A 23,954-nucleotide genomic window follows, 5' to 3' on the forward strand; every position below is an offset into this window, starting at 1 on the left:
GAAAAAAGAGCGCCCCGCCTTCCGTTCATGTACCTTGCCTGGCTGACCCGGATCTATCGGCCGAGCCGCTCCAGCGTCATTTTGTACCCGTCATTGCCGTAGTTGAGGCACCGCTTCACGCGCGAGATCGTCGCCGTCGAGGCGCCCGTCTCCGCTTCGATCTGGTTGTATGTATTGCCCTTGCGGAGCATACGTGCCACCTCAAGCCGCTGGGAGAGCGATTGGATCTCGTTCACCGTGCACAGGTCGTCAAAAAATACATAGCATTCTTCTATATCCTTCAGCGTAAGGATCGCCTCGAACAGCTGATCAATCGCCTTGTCGTTCAACTTCTTCAGTTGCATGGTTCCTTCAACCCCTTGATGGTCTGCTGATAATCCGCGTTCTGCCATCCGGAAGGACGTCAGAGGCTGCTGGATCTGAACATAATTCCGAACACAATTTTGAACATAATTTCTTGCAATCTTGAACATATTCGACAACCGGGACGAGATTCCTTCCTTTAGGTTGGCGAAACGTTACAATTTTCCTGCGGTGACGGACTAAACCGCCTGATGGGCAAAAATCCCTGTCACCCGTGACAGGAGTCCATACCGTTCATTCGCCTATCACATACAGTATACAAGGAAACCGACTGCAGAGGAAAGCACGATGCCCCTCAATATGCGACAAGACTATGAAAAAAAAGGTTGTGAAACCATGAATTATCGGAGACAAACGATCGGCAACGGCGGAGCGCGGGACACAAGGCACTATGCGGCACGCTCCTCGAATTATTATGACGGCCGGTACCCCGGCCTGCAGCGGGCCCACACCCGCAGCTTCCTGCAGGGCGCGGCGCCCGGCGGCGACTTCACCGGCGGTGGCGGAGCGGACTATCCAGGCCTGGGCGGCCAGCTGCCGGCCACGCAGGCCCTCGTGCCGCAGAGCGGCGGAGGCGGCCTCGGCGGGCTGTTCGGCGGCGGTGGCGGAGGCCAGGCCGGCGGTGGCGGGCTGGCAGGCCTGCTCGGCGGCGGCGGTGGAGGCACCGGCTCCTTCAACATCGGCCAGATCAAGGACATCGTCGACCGGCTGGGCGGCGTGGAAGGCATCGTCAGCACATTCGGTAAGGTGCAGACCGTGGTGCAGAGCATGTCGCAGATGGCCCCGATGATCAAGCTGCTGCTCGGCTCCTTCGGCAAGGGCAAGAAGAGCGATGCGGAGGCTTCGGACGACGGCGACGGGCTGGCCGGTACACGCCGCAAACGCCGCAAGCGCAAAGGCCCCGTACGCGGACGCCGCCGCAGAAGCACGAAGCGCTAGAGTAAGTTAGCAGGATAGCCGCACCGGTGTGACGCCGGTGCGGCTCTTCGTGCTGAGCGGCTGCAGCTGGTATATGCTTCCTATTGTTCCACGCGCCGGGTGAACCTAAACCCGGTGTGCGTTTTGCCATACCGGGCCCCTTTCTGCTAAACTAAAGTAAGCATGGCACCTCATGTTACATACTAACCAAATTACCGAAGAGAAGGATGTGGAGGATTCAATGCTGTTTACCCCGTTTACCATCAAAGGACTGACCCTGAAGAACCGGATCGTGATGTCTCCGATGTGCATGTATTCGTGCATGGATGAATCCGGCCTTGTCCAGGATTGGCATAAAATTCACTATCCGGCGCGTGCGGTGGGCCAGGTCGGCCTGCTCATCGTCGAGGCTTCGGCGGTCACTCCGCAGGGCCGCATCTCCGTGCACGACCTCGGCATCTGGAGCGATGCTCACGTGGAGGGCCACCGCGAGCTCGTCCGCCTCGTGCACGGCCAGGGCTCGAAGATCGGCATCCAGATCGCCCACGCCGGACGTAAGAGCGAAGTGCCGGGAGCGATCGTCGCCCCGTCGGCGATCCCGTTCGACGAGAAGTCCCGCACGCCGGAAGCGCTGAGCTCCGAGGGCGTCGCCGAGACGATCGAAGCGTTCGTGCAGGCCGCACGCCGGGCGAAGGAAGCCGGCTATGACGTCATCGAGATTCACGGCGCGCACGGCTACCTCATCAACGAGTTCCTCTCGCCGCTGAGCAACCGCCGCGAAGACGGATACGGCGGAGACCGCGACAAGCGCTACCGCTTCCTCCGCGAAGTCATCGACGGCGTGAAGACCGTGTGGGACGGCCCGCTGTTCGTCCGCGTCTCCACGAACGAGTACCATCCGGAAGGCAACACGCCGGATGACTATGCCTACTACGCCCGCCTCATGAAGGACCAAGGCGTCGACCTCATCGACTGCTCGTCGGGAGGAACCGTACCGGCGGCCATCAAGCCGTTCCCGGGCTACCAGGTGCCGCTCGCGGAGAAGATCCGCCGCGAAGCCGGGATCGCCACCGGGGCGGTGGGCCTGATCACCGAAGCGCAGCAGGCTGAGGAGATTCTGCAGAACGAGCGCGCCGATCTCGTGTTCCTCGGACGCGAGCTGCTCCGCGATCCGTACTGGCCGCGCACGGCCGCCAAGGCGCTCCGCGTGGAGATCGAAGGACCAACGCAGTACGGCCGGGGCTGGTAATCGTTTGAATTGAACAAAGCCGGAGCGCCTCTCCGCATCCGCCCTCTCACCGGAGGAACGGAGCGGGAGCACTCCGGCTTTTTATTGCCTATGTATTGATGCCTTCCCGCCCCTTCGCCATCTGCAGCGCTTGCCGGTCCGGTGCCTCTTTTTGATATGCAGAAGGGTTTCTTGCGTCAGACAGCGCTTCCAAACTTTTCCGCCGGATTTACTTTGGGCAGCACAATCGTGAATTCCGTGCCCGCACCCTTCTTGCTGTGAATGTCGATCCTGCCGTTCATCGCCTTGATGATGCTGAAGGCGACCATGGTGCCGAGCCCGGTCCCTCTCTCCTTCGTGGTATAGAAGGCCTTGCCGAGCCGGCTGACTTCCTCCGGCGTCATCCCCGTACCGTTGTCGCGGATCCGCACTTCCACCTTGTTCTGCAGCGCATGAATCCCGATTCGCAGCTTGCCTCCTTCGGGCATGGCCTCGATGGAATTTTTGACGAGATTGATCAGGCATTGACGGAACTTCTGCCGTTCGCCGAGCACCCAGTTATGCTCCGGACAGTCCGTCTCGATCTCGACTTCCCCGAACAGCGCATAGGGCTGCAGCACCCCGCTAACGTAGCGGATCTCGTCTTCGACCTCAAGCTCCTCGAGCCGGTCCGCATCCGGCTTGGCGTAAGCCAGGTAATCGCCAATGATCTCCTGCGCCCGGTCGAGTTCTTCCAGCGCGAGCGTCATGAACCGGCTCTCCTTCTCGGACTTCGCCGAGGTCAGCAGCAGCTGCAGGAACCCCCGGGCCACCGTCAGCGGATTGCGCACCTCGTGGGACACGCTGGCCGCCAGGTCGCTGATCACCCGCATCTTCTCGGCCTGCCGGATCTCCCGGCGGATCGCATGGGCTTCAATGTCCTTTTCGATGAAATAGATCACGATCCATGTCCCCACAGCCTGGATTCCCATCACCGTCAGGAACTGTTCGACCAGCTCCCAGGTCAGGAGGACGTCCTGAAAGATCAGCGGTTTGCCGAACAGCAGCATCGGCACCGGGGCGATCGACAGGGCGATCACCAATATCATCCGGACCGCGGGCGGACGCGAGGTGAACTTCCTGCGCGCAAGCATCAGCAGCGGGAAGAGCAGCGCCAGAATGAACAGCTGGCCGAAGAACCCGTCGCCCCCCATCCACCAGCGGTAGGCCACCATAACCCCCACAAGCACGGCCGAATGGCGCAGGCTTCCATACAGTGCCGCAATCGCCAGCACCGTAAACCGGAAATCAAAGTAGTACCCGTCCGACATCACCACGGGAAAATTCATGCAGAGCAGCATCGCACCTGCCCCAAGCATCAGCATGACAGGACCGTCCTGGTTGAAGCGCCGCCTCCCCTCCCAGAATACCTGAAACAAAAAGATAGGGAAGATCAAAAACAGAATGTTGCTAAACAAGCTGGTCAGCATCTCTATCCCTCTTCTTTTGGATGAGCCTCTCCCGAAAGCCATCAGACCCCCAACCGGTCTGTTTCATTGTTGTACTTCCGGTGCCCCTGGATGTGTTTCCCATCTATGTAAATACCCGGTGAACCCACGTCCACAAGGGTATGCTACCGAACCTTAGTATAGCAAAAACGGCCCGGAACGGGCACCCCTCCGGGGGCCGTCCGAGCCTGACAAAAGTGCACAAAAATTTTTGTTACGCGTTGGTCTTGGCCTTAATCGCTTCCAGCGGCTTGTGGTTGCCGTACTTCGGATACTCACGCGTCGACGGGGCTGCCCACTTCACGGCGTTGGAGAGAACGCGGCGCACCTGCTCGTTGTAGAACGTCGGATACGTCTCGTGGCCCGGACGGAAGTAGAAGATCTTCCCTTGGCCGCGGGTGAACGTGCAGCCGCTGCGGAACACTTCGCCGCCCTCGAACCACGATACCATGATGAGCTCATCCGGTGCCGGGATGTCGAAGTGCTCGCCGTACATTTCTTCTTCCTCGAACTCGATGTACTCGCCGATGCCTTCGACGATCGGGTACCCGGGTTCACGACCCAGATGCGCTCTTTCTCGTCGGCTTCGCGCCACTTGAGGTCGCAGGAAGTGCCCATGAGCGTTTTGAAAATCTTGGAGAAGTGGCCGGAGTGCAGCACGATCAGGCCCATCCCGTGCAGGACGCGGTCCTGGACGCGCTTCACGACTTCGTCGCTCACTTCGTGGTGCGCGATATGGCCCCACCAGAAGAGGACGTCGGTGTTGTCGAGCACTTCCTGGGTCAGGCCGTGTTCCGGCTCATCGAGGGTGGCATACGTAACTTCCACCTCGTCGCCCAGCCCTTCGCCGATCGCGGTATGAATGCCGTTCGGGTAGACGGCGCGGACTTTCTCATTTTTCTTCTCATGACGGAATTCGTTCCAGATCGTCACACGCAGTTTGGATTGTGCCATGTCGGATCCCTCCAAGGTTTGGTTGTTGTGGTTAGGATTGTGCTTGCTGTGATTCGATACCTCTGAGTATATTGATTCTTTACCCAAAAAGATATGCTCGATCCTGCCGGGGTCTTATGCAAAAATGCCATGGCCCTTCATTCGTGCTATACTGGGGGATATCGCGCCGTGCCGCTCGGCAGGGCCGGTTTGAATACGGATACATATTAGGGGAACCTGCAAAAGCCGTTGGAGCGAGGTGTACGAATTCTGTTGACGAACGCTGCGCTGGAATCGCCGCTGGAGGCGATCAATGAGAATGTGATCTATCAAAATCCGCTGCTGCGGCTGAAGATCTGGGAGCTGTACTGGGACGTGCCCACGTACGGGATCCCGGAGCGGTGGCGCTGGCATTACCATAAGGAAGTGGAATTTCTCGTCGTGCTCGAAGGGCAGCTCGGGGTGCAGACGAAGGACGACTCGTGCATCCTCGGACCGGGCGACGTCATGCTGCTCGGCGCCTCACAGCCCCACCGGACCTACAAGAGCGATCCGACGGCGATCCGTCAGGTCGTGTTCCAGGTGGACCTGGCCCAGCACTTCGACCAGAGCACAATGCCGTATCTCTCCACGTTCTCGGAGCTGACCCGGCCGCTCGGGGAGCTGAACTACATTTTCCGCGAAAATGCCGAGGCCCGGCAGGAAGCCTTCCGCCTCGTGATGGACATCTACGAGGAATCCCAGCAGAAGCAGCGCGGGTACGAGATGTCGATCTCTTCGTCGATCAAGCGGCTGCTGCTCCTGCTGCTGCGCAGCGACTACCGCGGGGTGCTGGGCCGCACGGACGACACGGAGCTGCTGCGGCTGCGCCCCGCTCTCGACTACGTCGACCGCCACCTCGGCGAGAAGATCGCGGTCGAGGACGTGTGCGGGCTGCTGAACCTCAGCTACCACTATTTCATCAAGTACTTCAAGAAGGCGATGGGCCTCTCCTTCGTCGACTACGTGAACTACAAGCGGGTCAAAACGGCCGAGCGTCTGCTGCTCACCCGTGACCTCAGCATCATGGAGGTTGGCTTCGAGGTCGGCATTCCGAACATGGCCCAGTTCTACAAGCTCTTCAAGCGCCACAACCAGTGCTCGCCGAAGGAGTTCCGCCAGCGTATGCGCAGCCAGGCGGGCCCCGGCGGGGACGGGGTGTAGGGGGGCGCGGAGTGCGAGTGGGACGCCCGGCGTAGCCGCGTCAGGCACGGCTAGCCTGTGAGAGCTGGCGCGAGCCGTGCGGGAGCAGGGCTGCCCGGCGCAGAAGCGCGGGCTGAGCGCAAGCGGGACGCAGGCGAAGCTGAGTCAGGCACGGCTAGCCTGCGAGAGCTGGCGAGCGAGCGAGCGGGAGCCGGGCTGTCCGGCGCGAAGCGCGGGCTGGCGAGGCTTATTTTTGAAATAGCGGAACTACGATGCTCTATCCCCCTTTTTTAGAGGCTATTTTCCGAAATAGCGGAACTCAGGTATCTTATTTGGTCAAATTCAAGGTTTTGGAGGCGATTTGACCACAAATAAGGCATCTGAGTTCCGCTATCTTCATTTTACTCCATGTTTCTGGGCAAATAGCGGATCTGAGTTCCGCTATTTAGAATAAGGACCTACAGTGACCCGCCATCTCCACCCATACCGCCTCTCCGGACGCACTCACTCCTCTTCTTCCACCAGCCAACTTGATCCTGTTTACTCTCACTTCAAGCCGTCCGTCCTTCTAATCCACACTCACCCCTCTTCTTCCACCAGCTAACCCGAACCTGATTACTTCTCATCTTTCAGCCCTCCGTCCTCCTGATGCACTCAACCCACTCCTTCCACCAGCTAATCAGGCCCTTTTTACTCTCTCCATCCAGTCATCCATCTCACCGAATGCCCTCACTCCTTTTCCTCCACCAGCTAACCCGAACCTTATTACTATCTCACCCACCAGCCATCCATCCTTCTCTGGACTCACTCCTCTCCTTTCACCAGCTAACTCCTGTTTACTCTCACTTCATGCCCCATCCGTCCTTCTAATCCACACTCACTCCTTTTCCTCCACCAGCTAACCCGAACCTGATTAATCTCACCCACAAGCCATCCGTCCATCTCACGCACTCACTCCTCTTCTTCCACCAGCTAACCCGAACCTGATTGCTCTCACCTCTCAGCCCTCCGTCCTCCTGACGCACTCAACCCACTCCTTCCACCAGCTAATCAGACCCTGATTACTCTCACCTTTCAGCCCTCCGTCCTCCTGACGCACTCAACCCACTCCTTCCACCAGCTAAGCTGCTCCTGTTTACTTTACTCTCTCCCTCCAGCCATCCGTCCATCTCACGCACTCCCCCTCTTCCTCCACCAGCTAACCTGAACCTGTTTACTCTCATCCTGCCTTCCGACCCTCCGACGTACGCAGCCCCCTCCTCCCGGCAGCCAACTGTATCCCTGTCCGTCTACTTTACTCCCCCCTGCTTCTAACGCAGGTATTTCTTCTTCAGCACAACCTCCTCCCACCCGTCCGCATCCCCCCTTACCAACCAACAAAGCCCCGCTTACCCTCTTCATACAGGAGAGCAGCATCCTGCAATTCACACGCAGACCGGCTTTGAAGGATAGGCTCCCCCACGCAGCTCACTCCCATTGTGCCAGCCATGTTAGTCCGTGGTGTATACCGTCCTAACCCCTCCCCAACCTACCGGCACCTAACCCCAAGGCCCCTACCACACCGCCGGCTTACCCTGCGGATTCAGCTTGTAGGCCCGCACCCGCTGGCTGCCCGATGCGGGAAGCAGCAGTCGCTGCTCCACCAGCTGCTGAAGCAGTTCACGGGCATAGCGGGTGCTGATGCCCAGATGCCCGGCAGCCTCTGCAGGCGTGATCGCTCGCTGCTCCCGGAGGACGAAGCGGAGGATGTCTTTTTCGCGCAGGGACAGCGCTGCCGGGAATACCTCTTCGCCGTACCACCGGCCGAGGAACTGCTGGATAAGCTGCTGGCAGCGGCGCGGCTTCTCCATAATGTCGTCGTAGGCAAAACGCAGCACCTTCCAGTCATCGAGCACGAGCTGATTCTGCCGGTACAGCCCGTCCGCAAACTGCCAGCGGGTCGTGTCACGCTGATGGGGACCGTATCCATCGATTTCGATGCAGATCTTGTACGGCGGCCTCAAATACGCATAGTCCAGAAACCTCGTACCATCCCGAAAATCCTGAACCTGATACTCCGCCTGAAGATAGTCCCAACTCCCGACAGCGGGCCACCATACGTTCTCCACAAACCTGCGCTCCGCGTGACCCTGCCCTTCCCGAAGCCTTCGGCGCCGCTCACCGGAGGCGGACTTCCGCTGCTCCTCCATATACGCCTCATAGGTCTGCTCCCATGCCCCTGACCCTGACCCTGACCCTGACCCTAACCGATCCATCCATTCTTCCTCCCAAGCTCGTATGCAAAAAACAAAAAGCCGCCCTTCCCCATCGGGGACGAGCGGCGTGTGCTTCACAACCATCATCTGTCTCTATCGATATTAATCATACCGGATAGCAGCCGAATCTTCAATACTTTGGTGCGGCTTCCAGATGTTGATTTTGTAAATTCATCCCTGCTGCTAAGTCTGACACGAACTAAAATATACGCCGCTCCCATCCCATCAGCTTCGCGATCGCCTCAACGTAATAATAGTCGCCGTAGATGAGCGACACGTCGACGTTCTGTCCGGCTGGCTTGTGACCCGTGCCGGAGAGCAGGATCGCCTCGTGCGCCGGCCGGTCCCAGGTGCCGTAATGCTGCGTGAGCCCGAGCAGGATGCGCTCGGCTCCCTGCCGGTACACGGCGCCCTCAGGGCCCGGGAGCGCCTCCGCGAGCTCCAGCAGGCCGGAGGCGGCGCAGGCGCCGGCCGACGTATCGCGCGGTTCGCCGGAGAGGTCGGCGGCGGCGCGGAAATCCCAGTGCGGCACGCCGTCCTCCGGCAGGCAGGCCAGGAAGTAATGCGCCACCCGCCGGGCAGCCTGGAGGTACCGCCGGTCGCCGGTATAGCGGTACGTGTTGGCCATGCCGTGCAGGGCCCACGCCGCTCCCCGGCTCCACGACGAGTCCGGCGCCGCACCCTGGCCGCCCAGGGACTCGATGACCGCGCCGGTGTGCGGATCGAAGGACACGATGTGATTCACGGAGCCGTCCTCGCGGATGAAATGAGCCACCACCGTGTCGGCATGGGCCCGGGCAATCTGCGCGAAGCGGGGGTCGCCGCTCTCTTCGGACGCCCAGAAGAGCAGGGACAGGTTCATCGAGGAGTCGACGATGGACCAGCCGATCTTGTCCTCGTTCCAGGCCCTTAGGAACCGCCCCGCAGGATTGAACCGGCCCGCCAGGAAATTCGCCGCCTGCAGCCCCCGCCGCAGTCCGTCCGGGTCCCCGGTCAGCTTATATTTGATCACGGCGGTCGGCAGGAACTGAAATCCTACATCGTGATGATACCGGTTGGCCTCGATCATGCGGCGCTCCACTTTTCATCCCACGGCCACGCCGCCTCCCGGTACGCTGCCTCTCCCGTCATATCATGCAGAATCCAGAGCAGCCCCGGCCAAAAGCCCGACGTCCACCAGTCCACCTGCAGGTCGTCATACACACCGGTCTCCGGCCTCGCCACGTGCGGCGATTTGTCCCCGATCTGACCGATCATGCGGCTGACTTTGACCTGCAGTGCCGTCCATACCTCGGGAAGAATGTCACCCAGCTGCCGGGCATCAGCCCAAGCCTTCCCAACCCTTTCCTCCTTCAAAGAAAAAGCACCTTGTCCTGCAGCCCCATCCATCGCACCTGCGCCGCCTGCCATATGCCCACGCTCCGTTTCGTTTTTTGGATTGTTCCATGCCGATGCCCCCCAAGGACCGATCGATCCCAGCATACCAAAAAGAACGCCCGCAAAGTGCAGCGCTCTTATGCTAAAATGTCGTTATCTTACGATTCGGACCGGAGGTGCCCATCCTGAAGCTCACGAACTATTTGAACCTGAATACGCATCCGGTCAGGCTCTCCTTCCGCAAAGAACGGACCGGCGGGCTAGTCGACTACTATCATGCCCATCAGGGGCTGGAACTGCTGTATGTTCATGAGGGCGGCGGAAGGGCCGTTGTCGAGCAACAAATCATCGAGATGATTCCCGGCCTCATCCTCGTCTTCAAGCCGTACCAGCTCCACCGGATCCATGTCCTGCCGCAGCCCGTCCGGCCCTATATCCGTTCGTTGTTCGTGCTGGAGCCGGATGTACTGGAGCGGTCTTTGGAGCCTTTCGGCAGACTTCAGGCGTTCCTGCGGAGGCTGTGGAAGGACCCTCTCGCCCCCTATGCATTCCAAAGCGAAAATCCAACGTCAGGAGATCTGCTGCTCAGCCTGTATGAGCATCGGCTCGAATCTTACGAAGCCTCCCCTGCCCGGCTGGAGGAACAGCTGCTCTTCCTTACGGCCTTCACCGATTATATACGGTCGGCCTGCATCCCGGTGGCTGCCGCCCCCGCCGACCAACAAGGACCAAAGGGCTCTGCTGCAGCCGAAAAGATGATGGCCTGGGTGGAGTCCCACTATGCCCGGCCCTTCGAGCTTGCGGAGCTGGCCCGCGCCGTGCACCTCTCGCCGAACCATGCCTCCGCCGTGTTCCGCAAGTATGTGGGGAGCTCCATCACGGAGTATCTTGCGGCAAGAAGGGTCCGCCAAGCCTGCTGGCTGCTGCGTACGACCGACCTCCCCGTACAGGAGATCGGCCGGGAGGTGGGGCTGGGGAGCTTTCCGTACTTCTGCCAGCTCTTCAAAAAACACGTCGGCCAGTCCCCCCACCGCTTCCGAAAAGAAGGTTAGTCCGGCACAGAGACAGAGGAAGCTTCCGTCCGGGGGCCTCTTGCGTTCCTGCGATATTGGGTCGGGGAGAGGGCCGTTTGCTTCTTGAACAGCCTGGAGAAGTAAGCGAGCTCCAGCCCTACGGCCTCCGCCACCTCCGTCACCGGGACCTCCGTATCCCGCAGCAGCACCTTCGCCTTGTCCATGCGTTTGCGCGTAATATAGGCGATCGGGGAGAGCCCCATCATCGTCTTGAAGTACGGCATGAAGTAATTCGGGTGAAAATGCATCTGCCGCGCCAGCTCCTCCACCGTGATCCCTTCGCTCAAATGCGTGTCGATATAATGCAGCACGGCCGTGATCTTGCCCTCCGCGGCGGACGGGGCCAGTGCGATGCTCTGACTGTCCTGCTGGCGCAGCGCTTCTTCCATATAATAGGAAACCAATTCAAGAAGCACCGACTTGATCCGCAGGGGAGCCGTCAGGGACGGGCTGCGGTACAGAGCCTCCAGTGCCCGGAACTGCCGCTCCAGCCAGTCTTCATCCCCCACCCGGATGCTGAAGGGAAGATCCAGCATCTGGAACAGATGCACATCCCCGACCTTTGCGCCAAAATGGCACCAATACTTTCCGAAACGCTCCTCTTCGCTGCACAGGCCGAGCTCCAGCTTCGCCCCCGCGGGCAGGAGCAGCAGCTCTCCCGGCTTCGGATGGTGCAGGCGGCCCCGCAGCCGGATCCACCCGCTCCCTTCGCGGATGAAGTAGAAGCGGTTCTCCTCGGGATTCTCGAACCGGTAGCGCCAGTTCGTGCCGACCTTCGTGTAGTGCACCGTATCAAGCGTCATCTGCACATTGTCCAGATAACTCCTCATGATCTGCAGCTGCCCCTGCTCCATCTCTCCGTCCCCCTGCGTCGTTGGCGTGCCTTACCGCCAATCCTCACGTTCATGTTGAATCCGCAGGTATATCATACCGCGGTTCCCTAGCGATGCGGTAGCAAAAAAAGCCAACCCTGCAGCAGGCACAATGAGGTGCCGTACAAGGTTGGCATAAACGCGCGGGATGAGACTGCCGAGTAAAGCAGCGAGCTGCCGTAGAACGGCTTCCGCCGACTGCTCCCCGGCCAGCGACGTAACCCGCCGCCCGACCGCATGCTCCTGCTGCGTCCTGGCCGCTCTCCGCCGTGCCGCCGTGCTGCCTCGCGCCGCCAGTCCCGCCGCTCTCCGCCGTGCCGCCAGCCACGCCGCCCTCCGCCGCGCTACTTCGCGCCGTCCAGCACGGCCTGCAGCTCCGCCTCCAGCTGCCGCAGCGCGGCGTCCGCCGTCTGCCGGCCGGCCGCTGCCGCGGCGAACCGCTCGGCGGCGAGCAGCGGCAGCGCCTCGGCCAGCCGCGACGGCAGGCCTGCGGACGCCTGGGCCTGCGGCGGCTGCAGCCGGTAGAACGCCTCGGCATGCTTGCCCTGCAGCAGCCGCAGCGTCAATCCCGGCAGCCGCGACGGCAGATGCTGCTCGCCTGCGGCCGCAGCGCGCCGCTTCGCCGCCTCTTCGCCGGCGATATACTTCACCAGCGCCAGGGCCGCTTCCGGCTGCGGGGATTCCGCCGCGGCCGCGTAGACCCTGCGCAGGCGGAAAGATGCCGACTCGTTCGTCTGCCCCGGCGAAATCTGAGGCTCCGTGACGATATTCCAACCGGCGGCAGCCTTGTTGTCCGGTGCACGGCGCGCCGCCTCATCCAGGCGCCGGGCCAAATCATAAGGCCCGAGCACCATGGCCGCCCGCCCCTGCAGGAACAGCTCCAGAGCCGACAGCCCCGCGGTCCGGCTTTCCCCGCCGTCTGCCGGCGCTGCCGCGCGGTCCACCGCGGACGACCCTGCAGCGTCCCTGGTTTCCGCCGCCTTTTTCACATCCGCTTCACCGCTCTTCGGCTCCGCCTTCTTCCCGCTGTCGGCAGCCCTTACGGCTGCCCCCGGCACATAGACCGCTCCGCCGCGCACCGCCTCCACGGCCTGTTCCCACAGTCTTCTCCACTCCACATCCTGCAGATCGACATGTCCCTGCGGATCCAACAGACCCGGGTCCTCTGCGGCTGCCGACTGCACCAGGCCCTCCAGGAAGGAGAGTCCCCCGTCAAAGGCCAGGCCGTAGATCCGCTCCTCTCCTGCACCGCCCGCTTGGGCCAGGCGGGATGCCGCCTCGATCAGCTGTCCCCGGTTCATTCCGTCGCGGGGAAGGGGGATGCCATACTGCTCGAACAACGAAGGATTATAGTAGAGCGCCAGCTGCTCGTACTCCGGCGCGATCCCGTACAGAGCGCCGCCCCCCAAGGATCGGAGGGCCGCGGTCACGCCGGGATGCATTCGGCCCCGCTCCCAGCCCTCTTCCTGCGACAGCGTCTCCAGCGTCTGCAGCCGCCCCTCGGCCGCCAGCGCACTGTAGGTGCGGTCCGCTTCCAGCTCCAGCACGTCGGGCCGCTGGTCCGCGAACCAGTCCCCCCGCGGCTGCTCCGCGCCGGTCCGGGTGAGGCCCCGCCCCTTCAGCGGGATCACCTCCAGCTGTGCGTTGGGGTACTTCTGCTCGAAGGCCTCCCCGTAGGCGGCCATGAAGTCCGCCGCCGAATCCGCGGCTACCCGCAGCGTGAAGGGCTTCCCCCCGTTCAGAGAACTCCCGTCCGCTTGCTCCTTACCGCCCAGCCGTCCGGCCCAGCCCGCCAGCTGCTCCGCCTGGCCGATCCCGATGGCGATCATCAGGCCGCAGGCAAGGAGCGGGCTCCAGCGGATCAGCCGGCGCCGGCCAGGCCGCGGGCCGGCTGCGACGCGCTGCATCACCCGGCCCTCGAGCTCCCGGGAGTAGCCCCCTTCCTTAAGCGGCGGCCGGCTTCCCAGCCGCTGCTCCCAGGCGGGCGTATCCAATTTGCGCTTCATGTCCGCTCTCCCCCTTCCCTGTTCAGCTCCTTGGATACTTTGACTCGCGCCCGCGACAGCCTCGATTTGACGGTGCCCTGCGAGAGATCGAGCAGCGCTGCGATCTCCGCATGGGACAAGCCGTGATGGGCGTGCAGCAGGAGCACCTCCCGCAGCTTGCGGGGCAGCGCCAGCACGGCGGCCCAGACCTCCTCGGTCACCAAAGACGAGACCGCCAGGGATTCCGCTGACGGCCCATGCTCTTCACGCTTCGGCGAGCCGAAAGGAATCACCCGGCGGAACCACGCCGAACGCCAGTGGTCCCGGACCAGGTTGCGGGTGATCGCCAGCAGCCAGGTCCGCACGCTGGATTCGCCGCGGAAGCTGTACATTTTTTCATAAACCTTCACGAACACATCCTGGGTAATATCATCGGAGAGCGCATGATCGCGGGTCAGGAAGAATGCGTAATTCCAGACATCTTCCCCGTAAGCCCCCATCAGCTCCGACAGCACGCAGCTCCGGTCCATTCCGCCGGAGAGCGATTTCAGGTATTCGAATGCCACCCGGCTCACCTCTTCAGCTATTGGACGGCGCCCGGGGGCGCAAAGTTCCCTTTTTCTCTCCACTCAGGATCGAATTCACCTGACCGCCTGCCCCCCGCCGCAGTCTCTCGGGCGCCGCCGGGCTTGTTTCACCCCCCGACCCCCCGGGTAAAAAGAGACAAGCAAGCGCTGAACATACGAAAAAAGGGATCTGAGAGACAAAGGAGCGTGAGTGAAAATGAGTTGGATTATCATGATCATCATGGCTATCATCATCGGTGTGATCGGCTCTGCGATCGCGCCGGGCCGGATGCCTGGCGGTATCCTCGGTTCCATGATCGCCGGATTCGTAGGCGCCTGGATCGGCGGCATGCTGCTCGGCAGCTGGGGCCCGCAGCTCGGCGGCTTCTCCATCGTACCGGCTATCATCGGCGCCGCCTTGTTCGTCCTGATTCTCAGCCTGCTGGCCCGCGGGATGAACCGCGCAGCGTAATCCACGGTCCCAAGGACAACCTGACATCCTTACATCCATATTCCATTAGAAGGAGTGATCGTCATGAGTACAGTGAACACGACGGAAAGCAGAAGCAGCTCCCTGCTGCTGGGTACGGTGGTTGGTGCGGCTACAGGAGCCCTGGTAGCCCTGCTGATGGCGCCTAAGACGGGCCGCGAGCTCCGCAGCGACCTTATGGAAGTGGTGAACACGATCCAGACCAAGGGTGCTGAGTATATGGCTATGGCCAAGGAGAAGGCAGCCGACACCGCATCCATGGTGAAGGAAAAAGCCGCCGACACGGCTACTATGGTGAAAGAACGCGGCTCCGAGCTGATCGAGAAGGCTCAGCAGACGACGACTACAGCGGCCGACGCTTCTCACGAAGCGATCGACCAGGCTGCGAGCGTGTCCGAGCAGAAGCTCAATCAGGCCGCCGATTCGGCACACAAGGCGCTCGAGTCCGCTTCCTCCGCTGCCCAGAGCTCGCTCGACAAGGCTGAGGACAGCACGGACAAATCCACATCCCCTTATTCGACAACCCGTTACTAATACAGAGCAGATCCAGCCCGACCGCTCACCAGAAAGAAGCCCGGATTCTCTCCGATAGAGAACCCGGGCTTCTTCGTTGTTGTCAGGCCTTCCAAATATTCATGAAGCTGAATGTTAGGGGAGCCCATGGTTAAAGGGACTAATTAAATGGTACCGCAGCGTCCCCGCCGCTCCCTGCTTTTGTGGTTTGCGCACAGTCCTGGATCAGATTCCAGCCAACTCTGCCGCCCCTAAGGCCGCTCCAGCTTGTTCTTCCCGAGATAGCGCAGAAGCCGCTCCCGGTCCTTCTCAATCATGCTGTTCGCCTGGCTCTCGATGAACCGCAGACCGCTTCCCGAATGGGTGCCGTTCTCGAGGATATCGGTAACCGATTCGGTCCACAGCTCCTCCAGCTTCCGGTCGAACGGCGATGGGGTCTGGCGCTCGACGAACGTCTGGCCGTAGGTATACAGCACGTCGAACGGACTCATATCAAGGAAGCCGCTGTCCGGTCTCGGCACCCCAAGCTGCGTCGTCATGCGGGCGAACGCCCAGGCGAGCTCCTTGCTCTGCGAACGGGAGGAGATCGCCAGCGACGAACCGCCGTTCCAGCCATAGAGGTTCATCGGCAGACGTGTCACAGACCAAAGTCCCTTGGTCTCCGGCGCCCAGCGCTCGAGCGAATCGGCACCCCAGCGGCCGAGATACACCATCGCGAGCCGGCCGCTGCGCAGCGCCTCCTGTCCGGGATCCGTCTGAACCGAGCTGCGCAGGGCCAAGCCTTCGCGATGCACGGTCTTGGCCACCTCCAGCGCCTGCTGATACACGGGCTTGTTCCGGGCGAAGTTCAGATCCTCCTGCAGATAGTTCCCCTGCATGGCAGCGACCTCGACAGGCTCAGCTTCCCACTGGAAAATATACCGGTCCTGTGCTTTCAGCTTCCGCGCAAGCTCGAGCCAGTGCTCCGGATTCTCGAGATAGACCCCGAGCTCCGCCGGATCGCCGGGCAGCCCGAGGCTTTCGATTAGGTCCCGGCGGTAATAGGTCGCCGCCGTAGGAAGCTCGATCGGAAGGGAGATCATCCGCTCCCGGTCGAACGACGAGTAGAGCTTCCACACGTTGCCTGGAATCGCCGCTTTGTACGACTGCCCCCCGTACGGCGGCTGCAATAGATCCTCCAGCCCGTCGATCGTGTTGAAGGCACCGATGTCCCGGTTGTCGAGCAGCAGAATATCCGGCGGACTGCCTCCGGCGAGGCCGTCCAGATAAGCCTCCACATAGCTGCCGTTCGCGAAGGTCGCCACGTTTACCTGCACATCCGGATGCTCGCTGCGGAAGCGTTCCACATCCTTCGTGATATTATAGTAGGTCCAGATCGTCAGCTGCTTTGCGGTCGATACGCTCCGGTAGGCCCTCTCCAGCGGAGCCGCTTTGGGCAGCATTGCGGCGGAATCCTGAACCGCTCCGCCGCAGGATGCGGTCAGGAGCGTTACCAGCGTGAGGACTGCCAGAGCGGCCGTCCGGTTCCTGCGTGTCATGAGTCTCCCCTCCTTTCTTCCCTGTCTTCGTCCGATGATGCTGCCGAAGGCGCTCCCTTCAGCAGCGCCTCCAGTTCTGCCAGGGGCAGCGGCTTGCTGTAGTAATACCCTTGAATCTCATCGCAGCCGAAGCGGCGCAGGCTGAGGAGCTCCTCCTCCGTCTCGACCCCTTCTCCGACCACCTTCAGCTTCAGGCTGTGGGCCATCGTGATCAGCGCCTGCACAATCGAGGCGTTGCTCTCATCCTGGTCCAGTCCCCGGATGAACGACCGGTCGATCTTCAGCGTGTCCGGCATGATCCGCTTCATCTGCGCGAAGGATGAGTAGCCGGTGCCGAAGTCGTCGATCGCCAGGCGGATGCCCATCTCCTTGAACTGCCGCAGCGCGGCCTCCGCCTTGTCCTGGTTGCGGATGAAGAACTCCTCCGTGATCTCCAGCTCCAGAAGGCCCGCAGGCATCCCGGTCTCCTGGAGAATGGCGCGGACCCGTTCCACCAGATCCGGCTGGTCCAGCTGCCGCGGCGACAGGTTCACGGCGGTCAGCAGGCCCGGCGCATGCTCCTGCAGGCGTTTGCCCTGCAGGCAGGCTTCCCGCAGCACCCATTCCCCGATGCTGCGGATCTCGCCGGTCTGTTCGGCGAGCGGGATGAAACGGACGGGCGGAATGTAGCCTTCCGCCGGGTGCTTCCAGCGGATCAGCGCCTCCATGCCGTTGATCCGGCCGTCGGTCCCGCCGTATTGAGGCTGGTAGAAGAGTTCGAACTCGCCGGCGGCCAAGGCCCGGTGCAGCGCCTGCTCGAGCTGAAGCCGCTCCGCGGCGCTCTCGCTCGTCGCCTCGGAGTAGAAGGCATACTGCCCGCCCCCGCGCTCCTTCGCTTCGTACATGGCGTCGTCCGCATTCTTGAGCAGCGCTTCCGCGTCCTGTGCATCGCCAGGGAAGATCGAGATGCCGATGGAGCTGCGCACGAAGATCTCCTGCCCCTGCAGGATAACCGGTTCGGAGAGGGCGGCCAGGATCGCTTCGGCGGTCTCCACCACCTCCTCCCTCCTGCGGTGGGAAGCCAGCACGACGAATTCGTCGCCGCCGAGCCGGAAGACCGGAGCATACCGGACGCCCCCGGAGAGCTTCTTGGCCACGTCAATGATGAGCTCATCCCCGGCCGAATGGCCAAAGGTATCGTTGATCTGCTTGAACCGGTCCAGATCGAGGAACAGGACGGCGGCGGACAGTCCGGGCTCTGCCGGCTGCTCCATCCATTCGCTCAAATATTTGCTGAAGTGCAGGCGGTTCGGCAGGCCCGTCAGCATGTCGTGTAAGCCAGCTGCTCCAGTCGCCGCTCCGACTCCCGCAGCTGCATGGTCTGTGACTGCAGCCGGCTGTTCATACGGACCGTCTCGAGGAACATTTTGAGCAGCTCGCCGGACATCGCCCGAAAATTCGTCGTGAGCCGGTGAACCTCCGTCACCCGGGTCTCCGGCCAGTGGATCTCTCCCTCCTCGCGCAGCTTCTGCGGCAGATCGGCGGTTGCCTGTCCCAGCAGATGAAGCACCCGCGTCAGCCGCCGGGAAATCAGCAGCGTAGCCATGACGGCCAGGAAGATGAAGAGAAGCACCAGACTGTAATTCAGCGTGTGGACGGGCTGGAGCTCCTCCAGGAAGACGTGCATCGGCACTTCGAGCAGCAGGAGATACGGCAGACCGTTAAGCGTCTTGCTGTAATAGAAGCTGGATTCCTCCCAGGCCGCCATCTCGTACAGCCGCGATCCCGGCGCCGGCTTGCCCAGATAGAGCCCCTCAGCCTCCATAGGATACATTTGCCAGCCCGCAGGCCATTCCCAGGGCTTCTGGATCCGTCCCGCCACGTTCGAAGCCACGACAGCATCCCGCGTGTCCAGAACATAGCTGCGGACACCCGCCTTATCCCCCATCTGGACGAGCACTTCGTTCAGACGGCTGAGCTCCACCAGGGAGTGAAGCCTGAGGCCGCGGAGTTCTTCTTCGCCCCAGGTGCGCAGCTCCTGATTGAGCTGGGCGGCCAGACCCTCGGTCAGTACACCGGCCCGCTCCACCATGGAATTGTTCTGATACCAGCTGACAATAATCATGAAGAGGACGAAGGGGACCATCAGGGCCACCATCACGATATGGAACAGAATCTGCTGCAGCGAGATGCCGCTTTCCGCCTCGGGCAGCCGCTGCCCCGCCATCCGCCGCAGAGGCAGATAGGCCATGGCTATATCGGCTATCAGGGCGTTGAACGTGCCGTTTACCACGGATTTGAACAACAGCAGCAGCAGATCGACGCCCATCCGGCCCGTATCGGCATAATAGGCGCCCCCGGTAATCAGCCAGCCGACCGTAATCCAGTAGATCAGGTCCGCAATGAGCAGATGCTCCGTCCGCCGCCTCATCATCCACCCGACAAACATCACTTCGATGACCGTGAACAGAAAGGCCGGGGCAAACCCGACGAAGAACATTCCGGTGACCAGCGTCACGACGGAGAGAAAGACGGCGGGCAGAATCCCGTAGAGCCGCAGTGCGATCATGATGAAGACGCCGGCAAAAGTAAAATGAAGTCCGAAAATCATGGGGATGCTTTGAAGTACGGACGCTGCGGACAACCCATACAGCGCGGCTCCCATGAGGAAAGGCAGGGACCGCTGGTGCCGGATCCGGCGCAAGAATTCCATAAAGTATCTGTCCTATCCTGTGTCTTAAGTGTAGGGCGGCCCGTGCCGCCGTGCTGCATCTCCTGGCAAAAGATCATTCACGTTCGGTATTCCTACTCTTTTTATCGGATGAAGAGGCTTATCTTTGTAGTTGGGAAGGCGGAGTACAAAGCCGGCATGGATGCTGTGGCAAGTACATAAAATATTCGAATATTCTGTAAATTAGGGCTGGCAGTCCTTGGTATTCCTTATCGGACATAGTACAATAGGTAACAAGAACTCCGGCGGACCCTTGGTTGTCCGTCTTTCATCGGTACGAGCCGTCTGCCCTGCCATCGTTGATTCATGGGATTCCTGGCATTCCCTAGTATGTACTAAATGGGCTTTACAAAAAACACGGCTTCCCGGCAGGGTTCCTTCGTGAGACCGGGCCGGTTATATGTACCCCTTGACGGGGTGAAGGGAGGCAGGAAGATGAGCAAGCTGGAGGAAGGACACAAACAGATTGTGGAGATTCTCGGGGAAGGACGGCTCCGGCTGGAGCTTGACCCGGAGGAAGGGCGTCTGCGGCTCCGCGACGGGGAATCGGGGGAATGGCGCGAGCTGCCCGCCGACTCGGCGGCTGCAGCCGCCCCCCCGCACGAGGAGACGGAACCCGCCGGCCGCTGGCAGTGGATTCCGGTCTTCCTCGTCATCTTCCTGGCCGCGGCGGCGGCGATGTACTGGATCACTCCGCAGCCCTAAGGCTTCACCGCCAAGCCGGCTTCTTCTCTGGGAGGATGCCGGAGACAGCAAAAAGCCGGGGAGCTTATCCCCGGCTGAGCTGTTCGATCCATCCCTCTTCCGTCTGCCCGGCGTGAAAACTGGTGGTGACCGGAATTTTCTCCCGCTGCGGCTTCACGAAGTAGCCGTTCTCGAGGTAGTAACCGCGTTCCTTGGCCGCCGCAAGCGACCTGCAGAAGAGCTCAGCCGAACGGATCGCTTCATCTTTGTCTGTAAACGTTTCCAACACATTGCCGAAACCCAGCGGATTCGTTGTCGATTGGATCGCCAGGATGTATGTTTTCTCCGGCGTCTCCCGTACCAAAATTTCGCTTCCGCTGCATTTGATACTATGCTTGACTGTCATGTCTTTCACCGCCTTTTAAGGAATGGGCTTGTCCTTCTTGTTTATCATTACCCGGTGGCTCAGGCGCTGAATCGAGAAAAGGCACTATAAATCAGAATTTTCAGATAATTATATGGATAGCATCCTGCTTTCTCCCTGCCGCTGACCCTCCTATCCCCTCTTCCCCGCATGCAAAAACGCGCCTCTCGCAGGCGCGTTTATGTTCCTAGTCCCATGCTGTTGTCTCCATTCGGCTCCTGGAAATAAGCCTTAAGCTTATCGAGCGCCCGCTTCTGAATCCGGGAGACGCTCATCTGGGAGACGCCCAGCTGGTTGGCAATCGTCCGTTGGGACTGCCCTTCCACATAAGCCAGCTGCAGCACCTTCTGCTCTTCAGGCTTGAGGTGAACAAGGGCCTCCTGAAGGGCAAGACGGTTCTCCACCTGGCTGTAGGCGTCGCTTGGGGAACCGATGACATCGCCGATCGTCGAACCGTTATCTTCGGCCGACAGCGGCGTATCGAGCGACACGTAATGGTAATAATCCCGGCCTGCGAGAATCTCGATCGTTTCCTCCACGGACAGCTCCATCTCGGCAGCAATCTCGTCGACATTCGGCGAACGCTCCAGCTTCACCGTGAGCATGTCGACCACCTGCTGGATCTGGTTGCCCTTCTCCTTGATGCGCCGCGGCACCTGTACATACCAGGACTTATCACGCAAATAGTTCTTCATATGACCGATGACGCTCTTCATCATATAGGCCTCGAACTGTACGCCAAGCGACAAATCAAACTGCTTCAGCAGCTTGAGTACGGACATCTGCCCCACCTGGTACAGGTCTTCGAAGAGATCGGGGCGATTGCGTGACATTTTACCGGCTGCCATCTTCACCATCGGCTCGTACTGCTGAAGCAGCACCGTCGCGGTGTCGTTGCAGCCGGTTTGCTGGTATTTTACGATGAGCTCTTCAGCGCTCGCATTTGCCAATCGCTCCGAATTGATCTTCATACCATTTCCTCACTCCTGGTTACCCGCTTGGTGAGGACCACTTCGGTTCCGATGCCCGTCATCACTTCCACATCGTCCATCAAGGCCTGCATCAGATAAATGCCGAGTCCTCCCACGTTGATCTCGTTCAGGGTCTTGTCATGCAGGGATTCGGCCCGCTGTGCCTTGTCTTCGAAGTTGAAGCTCGGTCCAAAGTCCTTGACGACAATGCGCAGACCGCCGGCGATCTGCTCGAACCGTACTTCCATCTGGCCCGGATTACCGGGCTCATACGCATGCACGACGGCATTGTTACATGCCTCCGCCACCGCGACTTTCATATCTTCTATCTCTTCATATGTGAAGCCGAGCTTGGAGCTGATGCCGTACAGCGTCAGCCGCACCAAGTCGATGAACTCCGCTTCTGCAGGAACAGTGAGACTTACTACTTGAGATTCGGGTTTCATACGGTCGCTTCGATCCTTTCCTATCCGTTAATGGTTCGTGCCTGCGTCGCGCTTTCGGAATCGTTCGTTTGGAGGAATGCCGTGATTCCCGTCAGATCGAACAACCGTTTGATTTTGGGCGGAATATCTTCTACCGCGAATGGCGCCTTGAGCACATCCCGGGCCTTTAATACCGATACAATCACACCGATCCCGGTGCTGTCAATATACTGAAGCTCCCGAAGGTTCAGGACAAGCTTGCGCGTCGTGTCCGCAATGAAGGTATCGAGTGCGCACCGAAGCTCCGCCACCTTGGACAGATCCAGCTCCCCCTGCAGATATACGGTATTGGCAAGTTCTGTTCTTTGTGTTTCGACTCCAAACGATTGCGACCTATCCATATTCTTCCTCCCCCGGCTGCAGCTTGTCTTCCAACATAGAGAAGTCGGCAGCCCTGTTAATCTTCCTCTAATTACCCCAGGACTGCCGTTCTGAAACAGAAAGCCGTTATTTAATTGTATAATGGGCTTGTCCGCTCTTCTCTCAGGCCTTGCTCAGCGTGCTGCTCTTCATCGATTTGCGGTTTCTGAACGAGTTCCAGAGGTCGATCACGACCGGCACGGCCTGCATGACCTTGACAACCTTGTCCTCGGTCGGACCTTCCGCCTGCTTCGCGGTCTCCACAACCTTGCTGCGCACCGTGCCGGCTACGGTAGCCGAGGCCTGCTTCAGCGAAGAAGTGATCTCCTCCACCGCATCCCCTACATTCTTCACCGAGTAAACGACGGAGTCGATCGAGTGCAGCTTGTTGCGCACATCCACGGTCACCTCATTGGTGTGACGGAGCACTTCGGTCGCTTCGGCGCTGAGCCCGCTCACCTGCTGCTGAATCTCTCTCATAATCCCGTTGGTCTGCCCAAGCAGTGCCGATACGGAACGAAGCGTCATGATGAGGAAAACGACGAGTGCGACGAAGGCGATGGCGGCGACAGCCACACTGGCCTCAATAATCCAAGAGTTCTCCATGTGTTCCCTTCCTTTCGTGTCCCTTTTGTGGTTGGTGTTGGAATCTTTTTACCCCTCGCCTGCCGGCTTGAAACCGCGCCGTTCCCGACTTTCGGAGCACGCCCTCTATTGATTCAGAGCTTGTCCCCGGAGGGTAATGAGAGACATGCTGCACCTGAGGTACAGACATCATCATTACCATATACAGGAGGGAACGAACCATGGCTAAAGTACTTGAGAAAGACAAAGAACTGAAGGAAAAAGCATCCGAGAAAGCGTCGTCCGAGAAAGCTTCCTCTGAGAAAGCTTCCAAGGAATCTTCCTCTTCCAGGTCTTCTTCCAAATCCGGTCAGGACAGCGAACTGCTGTCCCTGCTCAACCAGCAGATCGCCAACTGGGCCGTCCTTCATATGAAGATCCACCAGCATCACTGGTACGTGAAAGGGCCGAACTTCTTCCCGCTGCACGTGAAGTTCCAGGAGCTGTATGAGGAAGCGTCCCTGACGCTCGACGAGCTCGCCGAGCGCCTGCTGGCCGTCGGCGGTCAGCCGGTTTCCACTTCGAAGGAGATTGCGCGTGCCGCGACGATCGAAGAGCACGAACCGCTCGAGACCGCCGAAGAGATGGTCCGTTCGCTGCGGGACGATTACAAGCAGCTTATCGAGGAGACCGGCGAAGCGATGGAGCTCGCCGAAGAAGAGAAGGACGAAGGCACGCACGATATGCTGCTGGAGCTGAAGACGAAGCTCGAGAAGCATGTATGGATGCTGAACGCCCATCTCGGACGCGAGGTGGAATAAGCTCCGCTAAGGCATGCAACGCCCGGAAGCGGAGAAGGCCTGACCGGCACCGGTCAGGCCTTTTTGCTGTGCCTGCCTCCTGGGATTCCTCGGGCTGCCCGCCTGGCCTGCCGCTGGATTAGATGTGCAGCTGCCCTGAATCGGTTCGCGGGGAA

General features: G+C 60.4%; 22 protein-coding genes and 2 pseudogenes. 8 read left to right on the forward strand and 16 right to left on the reverse strand.

The features are described from left to right. Positions 1-53: 53 nt before the first annotated feature. A complete protein-coding gene (locus PM3016_RS33355; protein ID WP_010494821.1) occupies positions 54-344 on the reverse strand; it encodes a YerC/YecD family TrpR-related protein in 291 nt (96 codons plus the stop codon). A 355-nt stretch (positions 345-699) separates the two neighbouring features. On the opposite strand from PM3016_RS33355, the gene PM3016_RS39010 reads away from it, so the two are divergent. Together PM3016_RS39010 and namA are read left to right on the forward strand one after the other, a co-directional pair. Continuing rightward, positions 700-1,302: a hypothetical protein gene (locus PM3016_RS39010; RefSeq protein ID WP_238540389.1), complete on the forward strand. Its 603-nt coding sequence runs from the start codon at positions 700-702 to the stop codon at positions 1,300-1,302. Between the two features lie 172 nt (positions 1,303-1,474). Further along, positions 1,475-2,530 carry an NADPH dehydrogenase NamA gene (gene namA, locus PM3016_RS33365; protein ID WP_187297987.1) on the forward strand — a complete coding sequence of 352 codons (1,056 nt, stop codon included), beginning with the start codon at positions 1,475-1,477 and terminating at the stop codon, positions 2,528-2,530. 176 nt (positions 2,531-2,706) lie between these two features. Here namA and PM3016_RS33370 read toward each other — a convergent pair whose 3' ends face one another. Beyond that, the gene (locus PM3016_RS33370; RefSeq protein ID WP_014372438.1) at positions 2,707-3,978 is read right to left on the reverse strand and encodes a sensor histidine kinase; all 1,272 of its coding nucleotides are present in this window, start codon (positions 3,976-3,978) and stop codon (positions 2,707-2,709) included. A 232-nt stretch (positions 3,979-4,210) separates the two neighbouring features. Next, positions 4,211-4,950: pseudogene (locus PM3016_RS33375) on the reverse strand (ThuA domain-containing protein). A gap of 252 nt (positions 4,951-5,202) precedes the next feature. Here PM3016_RS33375 and PM3016_RS33380 point away from each other — a divergent pair. Then, a complete protein-coding gene (locus PM3016_RS33380; RefSeq protein WP_013920910.1) occupies positions 5,203-6,132 on the forward strand; it encodes an AraC family transcriptional regulator in 930 nt (309 codons plus the stop codon). 1,532 nt (positions 6,133-7,664) lie between these two features. On the opposite strand, the gene PM3016_RS33385 is transcribed toward PM3016_RS33380, so the two are convergent. Both PM3016_RS33385 and PM3016_RS33390 read right to left on the reverse strand, forming a co-directional pair. Continuing rightward, on the reverse strand, positions 7,665-8,366 hold the full coding sequence (locus PM3016_RS33385) for a hypothetical protein (protein ID WP_014372441.1): 702 nt from the start codon (positions 8,364-8,366) through the stop codon (positions 7,665-7,667). A gap of 199 nt (positions 8,367-8,565) precedes the next feature. Then, a pseudogene (locus PM3016_RS33390) lies at positions 8,566-9,776 on the reverse strand (glycoside hydrolase family 88 protein). A 143-nt stretch (positions 9,777-9,919) separates the two neighbouring features. Between PM3016_RS33390 and PM3016_RS33395 the strand changes: the two are divergent. Then, entirely contained in the window at positions 9,920-10,795 is an 876-nt protein-coding gene (locus PM3016_RS33395; RefSeq protein WP_014372442.1) for an AraC family transcriptional regulator, read from the forward strand. Here the strand turns inward: PM3016_RS33395 and PM3016_RS33400 are convergent. From PM3016_RS33400 to PM3016_RS33410, 3 genes are all read right to left on the reverse strand, one after another. Further along, positions 10,792-11,670: a helix-turn-helix domain-containing protein gene (locus PM3016_RS33400; RefSeq protein ID WP_014372443.1), complete on the reverse strand. Its 879-nt coding sequence runs from the start codon at positions 11,668-11,670 to the stop codon at positions 10,792-10,794. The genes PM3016_RS33395 and PM3016_RS33400 overlap by 4 nt on opposite strands. Positions 11,671-12,032: 362 nt before the next feature. Continuing rightward, a complete protein-coding gene (locus PM3016_RS33405) occupies positions 12,033-13,694 on the reverse strand; it encodes an ABC transporter substrate-binding protein (RefSeq protein ID WP_014372444.1) in 1,662 nt (553 codons plus the stop codon). Beyond that, positions 13,691-14,239 (reverse strand): RNA polymerase sigma factor, encoded by a 549-nt coding sequence (locus PM3016_RS33410; protein WP_014372445.1) that lies wholly within the window; start codon positions 14,237-14,239, stop codon positions 13,691-13,693. The genes PM3016_RS33405 and PM3016_RS33410 overlap by 4 nt, the downstream gene beginning before the upstream one ends. A gap of 217 nt (positions 14,240-14,456) precedes the next feature. Between PM3016_RS33410 and PM3016_RS33415 the strand changes: the two genes are divergently transcribed. Together PM3016_RS33415 and PM3016_RS33420 are read left to right on the forward strand one after the other, a co-directional pair. Next, positions 14,457-14,711, forward strand: coding sequence for a GlsB/YeaQ/YmgE family stress response membrane protein (locus PM3016_RS33415; protein ID WP_013920918.1), 255 nt, complete (start codon positions 14,457-14,459; stop codon positions 14,709-14,711). A gap of 63 nt (positions 14,712-14,774) precedes the next feature. Then, on the forward strand, positions 14,775-15,263 hold the full coding sequence (locus PM3016_RS33420; RefSeq protein WP_014372446.1) for a YtxH domain-containing protein: 489 nt from the start codon (positions 14,775-14,777) through the stop codon (positions 15,261-15,263). A gap of 230 nt (positions 15,264-15,493) precedes the next feature. Here the strand turns inward: PM3016_RS33420 and PM3016_RS33425 are convergent, their stop codons facing one another. The 3 genes from PM3016_RS33425 to PM3016_RS40595 are packed head-to-tail and all read right to left on the reverse strand — an operon-like array spanning position 15,494 to position 19,472. Then, positions 15,494-16,780, reverse strand: coding sequence for an extracellular solute-binding protein (locus PM3016_RS33425; protein WP_014372447.1), 1,287 nt, complete (start codon positions 16,778-16,780; stop codon positions 15,494-15,496). Continuing rightward, the gene (locus tag PM3016_RS40590) at positions 16,777-18,087 is read right to left on the reverse strand and encodes a putative bifunctional diguanylate cyclase/phosphodiesterase (protein ID WP_238540390.1); all 1,311 of its coding nucleotides are present in this window, start codon (positions 18,085-18,087) and stop codon (positions 16,777-16,779) included. Before PM3016_RS40590 ends, PM3016_RS33425 begins: the two co-directional genes overlap by 4 nt. Continuing rightward, entirely contained in the window at positions 18,081-19,472 is a 1,392-nt protein-coding gene (locus tag PM3016_RS40595) for a hypothetical protein (RefSeq protein WP_238540391.1), read from the reverse strand. Before PM3016_RS40595 ends, PM3016_RS40590 begins: the two co-directional genes overlap by 7 nt. A 453-nt stretch (positions 19,473-19,925) precedes the next feature. Here PM3016_RS40595 and PM3016_RS33435 point away from each other — a divergent pair, with 453 nt between their 5' ends. Beyond that, positions 19,926-20,195, forward strand: a complete 270-nt coding sequence (locus tag PM3016_RS33435; RefSeq protein WP_014372448.1) for a hypothetical protein — start codon at positions 19,926-19,928, stop codon at positions 20,193-20,195. A 64-nt stretch (positions 20,196-20,259) separates the two neighbouring features. Here PM3016_RS33435 and PM3016_RS33440 read toward each other — a convergent pair whose 3' ends face one another. The 5 genes from PM3016_RS33440 to PM3016_RS33460 all read right to left on the reverse strand — a co-directional run bounded on the left by PM3016_RS33440 (position 20,260) and on the right by PM3016_RS33460 (position 23,020). Then, positions 20,260-20,580: a hypothetical protein gene (locus tag PM3016_RS33440; protein ID WP_013920924.1), complete on the reverse strand. Its 321-nt coding sequence runs from the start codon at positions 20,578-20,580 to the stop codon at positions 20,260-20,262. Between the two features lie 197 nt (positions 20,581-20,777). Continuing rightward, positions 20,778-21,569, reverse strand: a complete 792-nt coding sequence (locus PM3016_RS33445; protein WP_013920925.1) for a sigma-70 family RNA polymerase sigma factor — start codon at positions 21,567-21,569, stop codon at positions 20,778-20,780. Further along, positions 21,566-22,015, reverse strand: coding sequence for an anti-sigma B factor RsbW (rsbW, locus tag PM3016_RS33450; RefSeq protein ID WP_013920926.1), 450 nt, complete (start codon positions 22,013-22,015; stop codon positions 21,566-21,568). The genes PM3016_RS33445 and rsbW overlap by 4 nt, the downstream gene beginning before the upstream one ends. Positions 22,016-22,035: 20 nt before the next feature. Then, complete coding sequence (locus PM3016_RS33455) at positions 22,036-22,395, reverse strand: STAS domain-containing protein (protein ID WP_013920927.1); 360 nt, start codon at positions 22,393-22,395, stop codon at positions 22,036-22,038. A gap of 142 nt (positions 22,396-22,537) precedes the next feature. Next, complete coding sequence (locus PM3016_RS33460) at positions 22,538-23,020, reverse strand: DUF948 domain-containing protein (protein ID WP_013920928.1); 483 nt, start codon at positions 23,018-23,020, stop codon at positions 22,538-22,540. 200 nt (positions 23,021-23,220) lie between these two features. Here PM3016_RS33460 and PM3016_RS33465 point away from each other — a divergent pair, with 200 nt between their 5' ends. Then, positions 23,221-23,799: a Dps family protein gene (locus PM3016_RS33465; protein WP_014372450.1), complete on the forward strand. Its 579-nt coding sequence runs from the start codon at positions 23,221-23,223 to the stop codon at positions 23,797-23,799. Positions 23,800-23,954: the final 155 nt, after the last annotated feature.

Source organism: Paenibacillus mucilaginosus 3016, from assembly GCF_000250655.1.
Taxonomy (GTDB): Bacteria; Bacillota; Bacilli; order Paenibacillales; family NBRC-103111; genus Paenibacillus_G; species Paenibacillus_G mucilaginosus.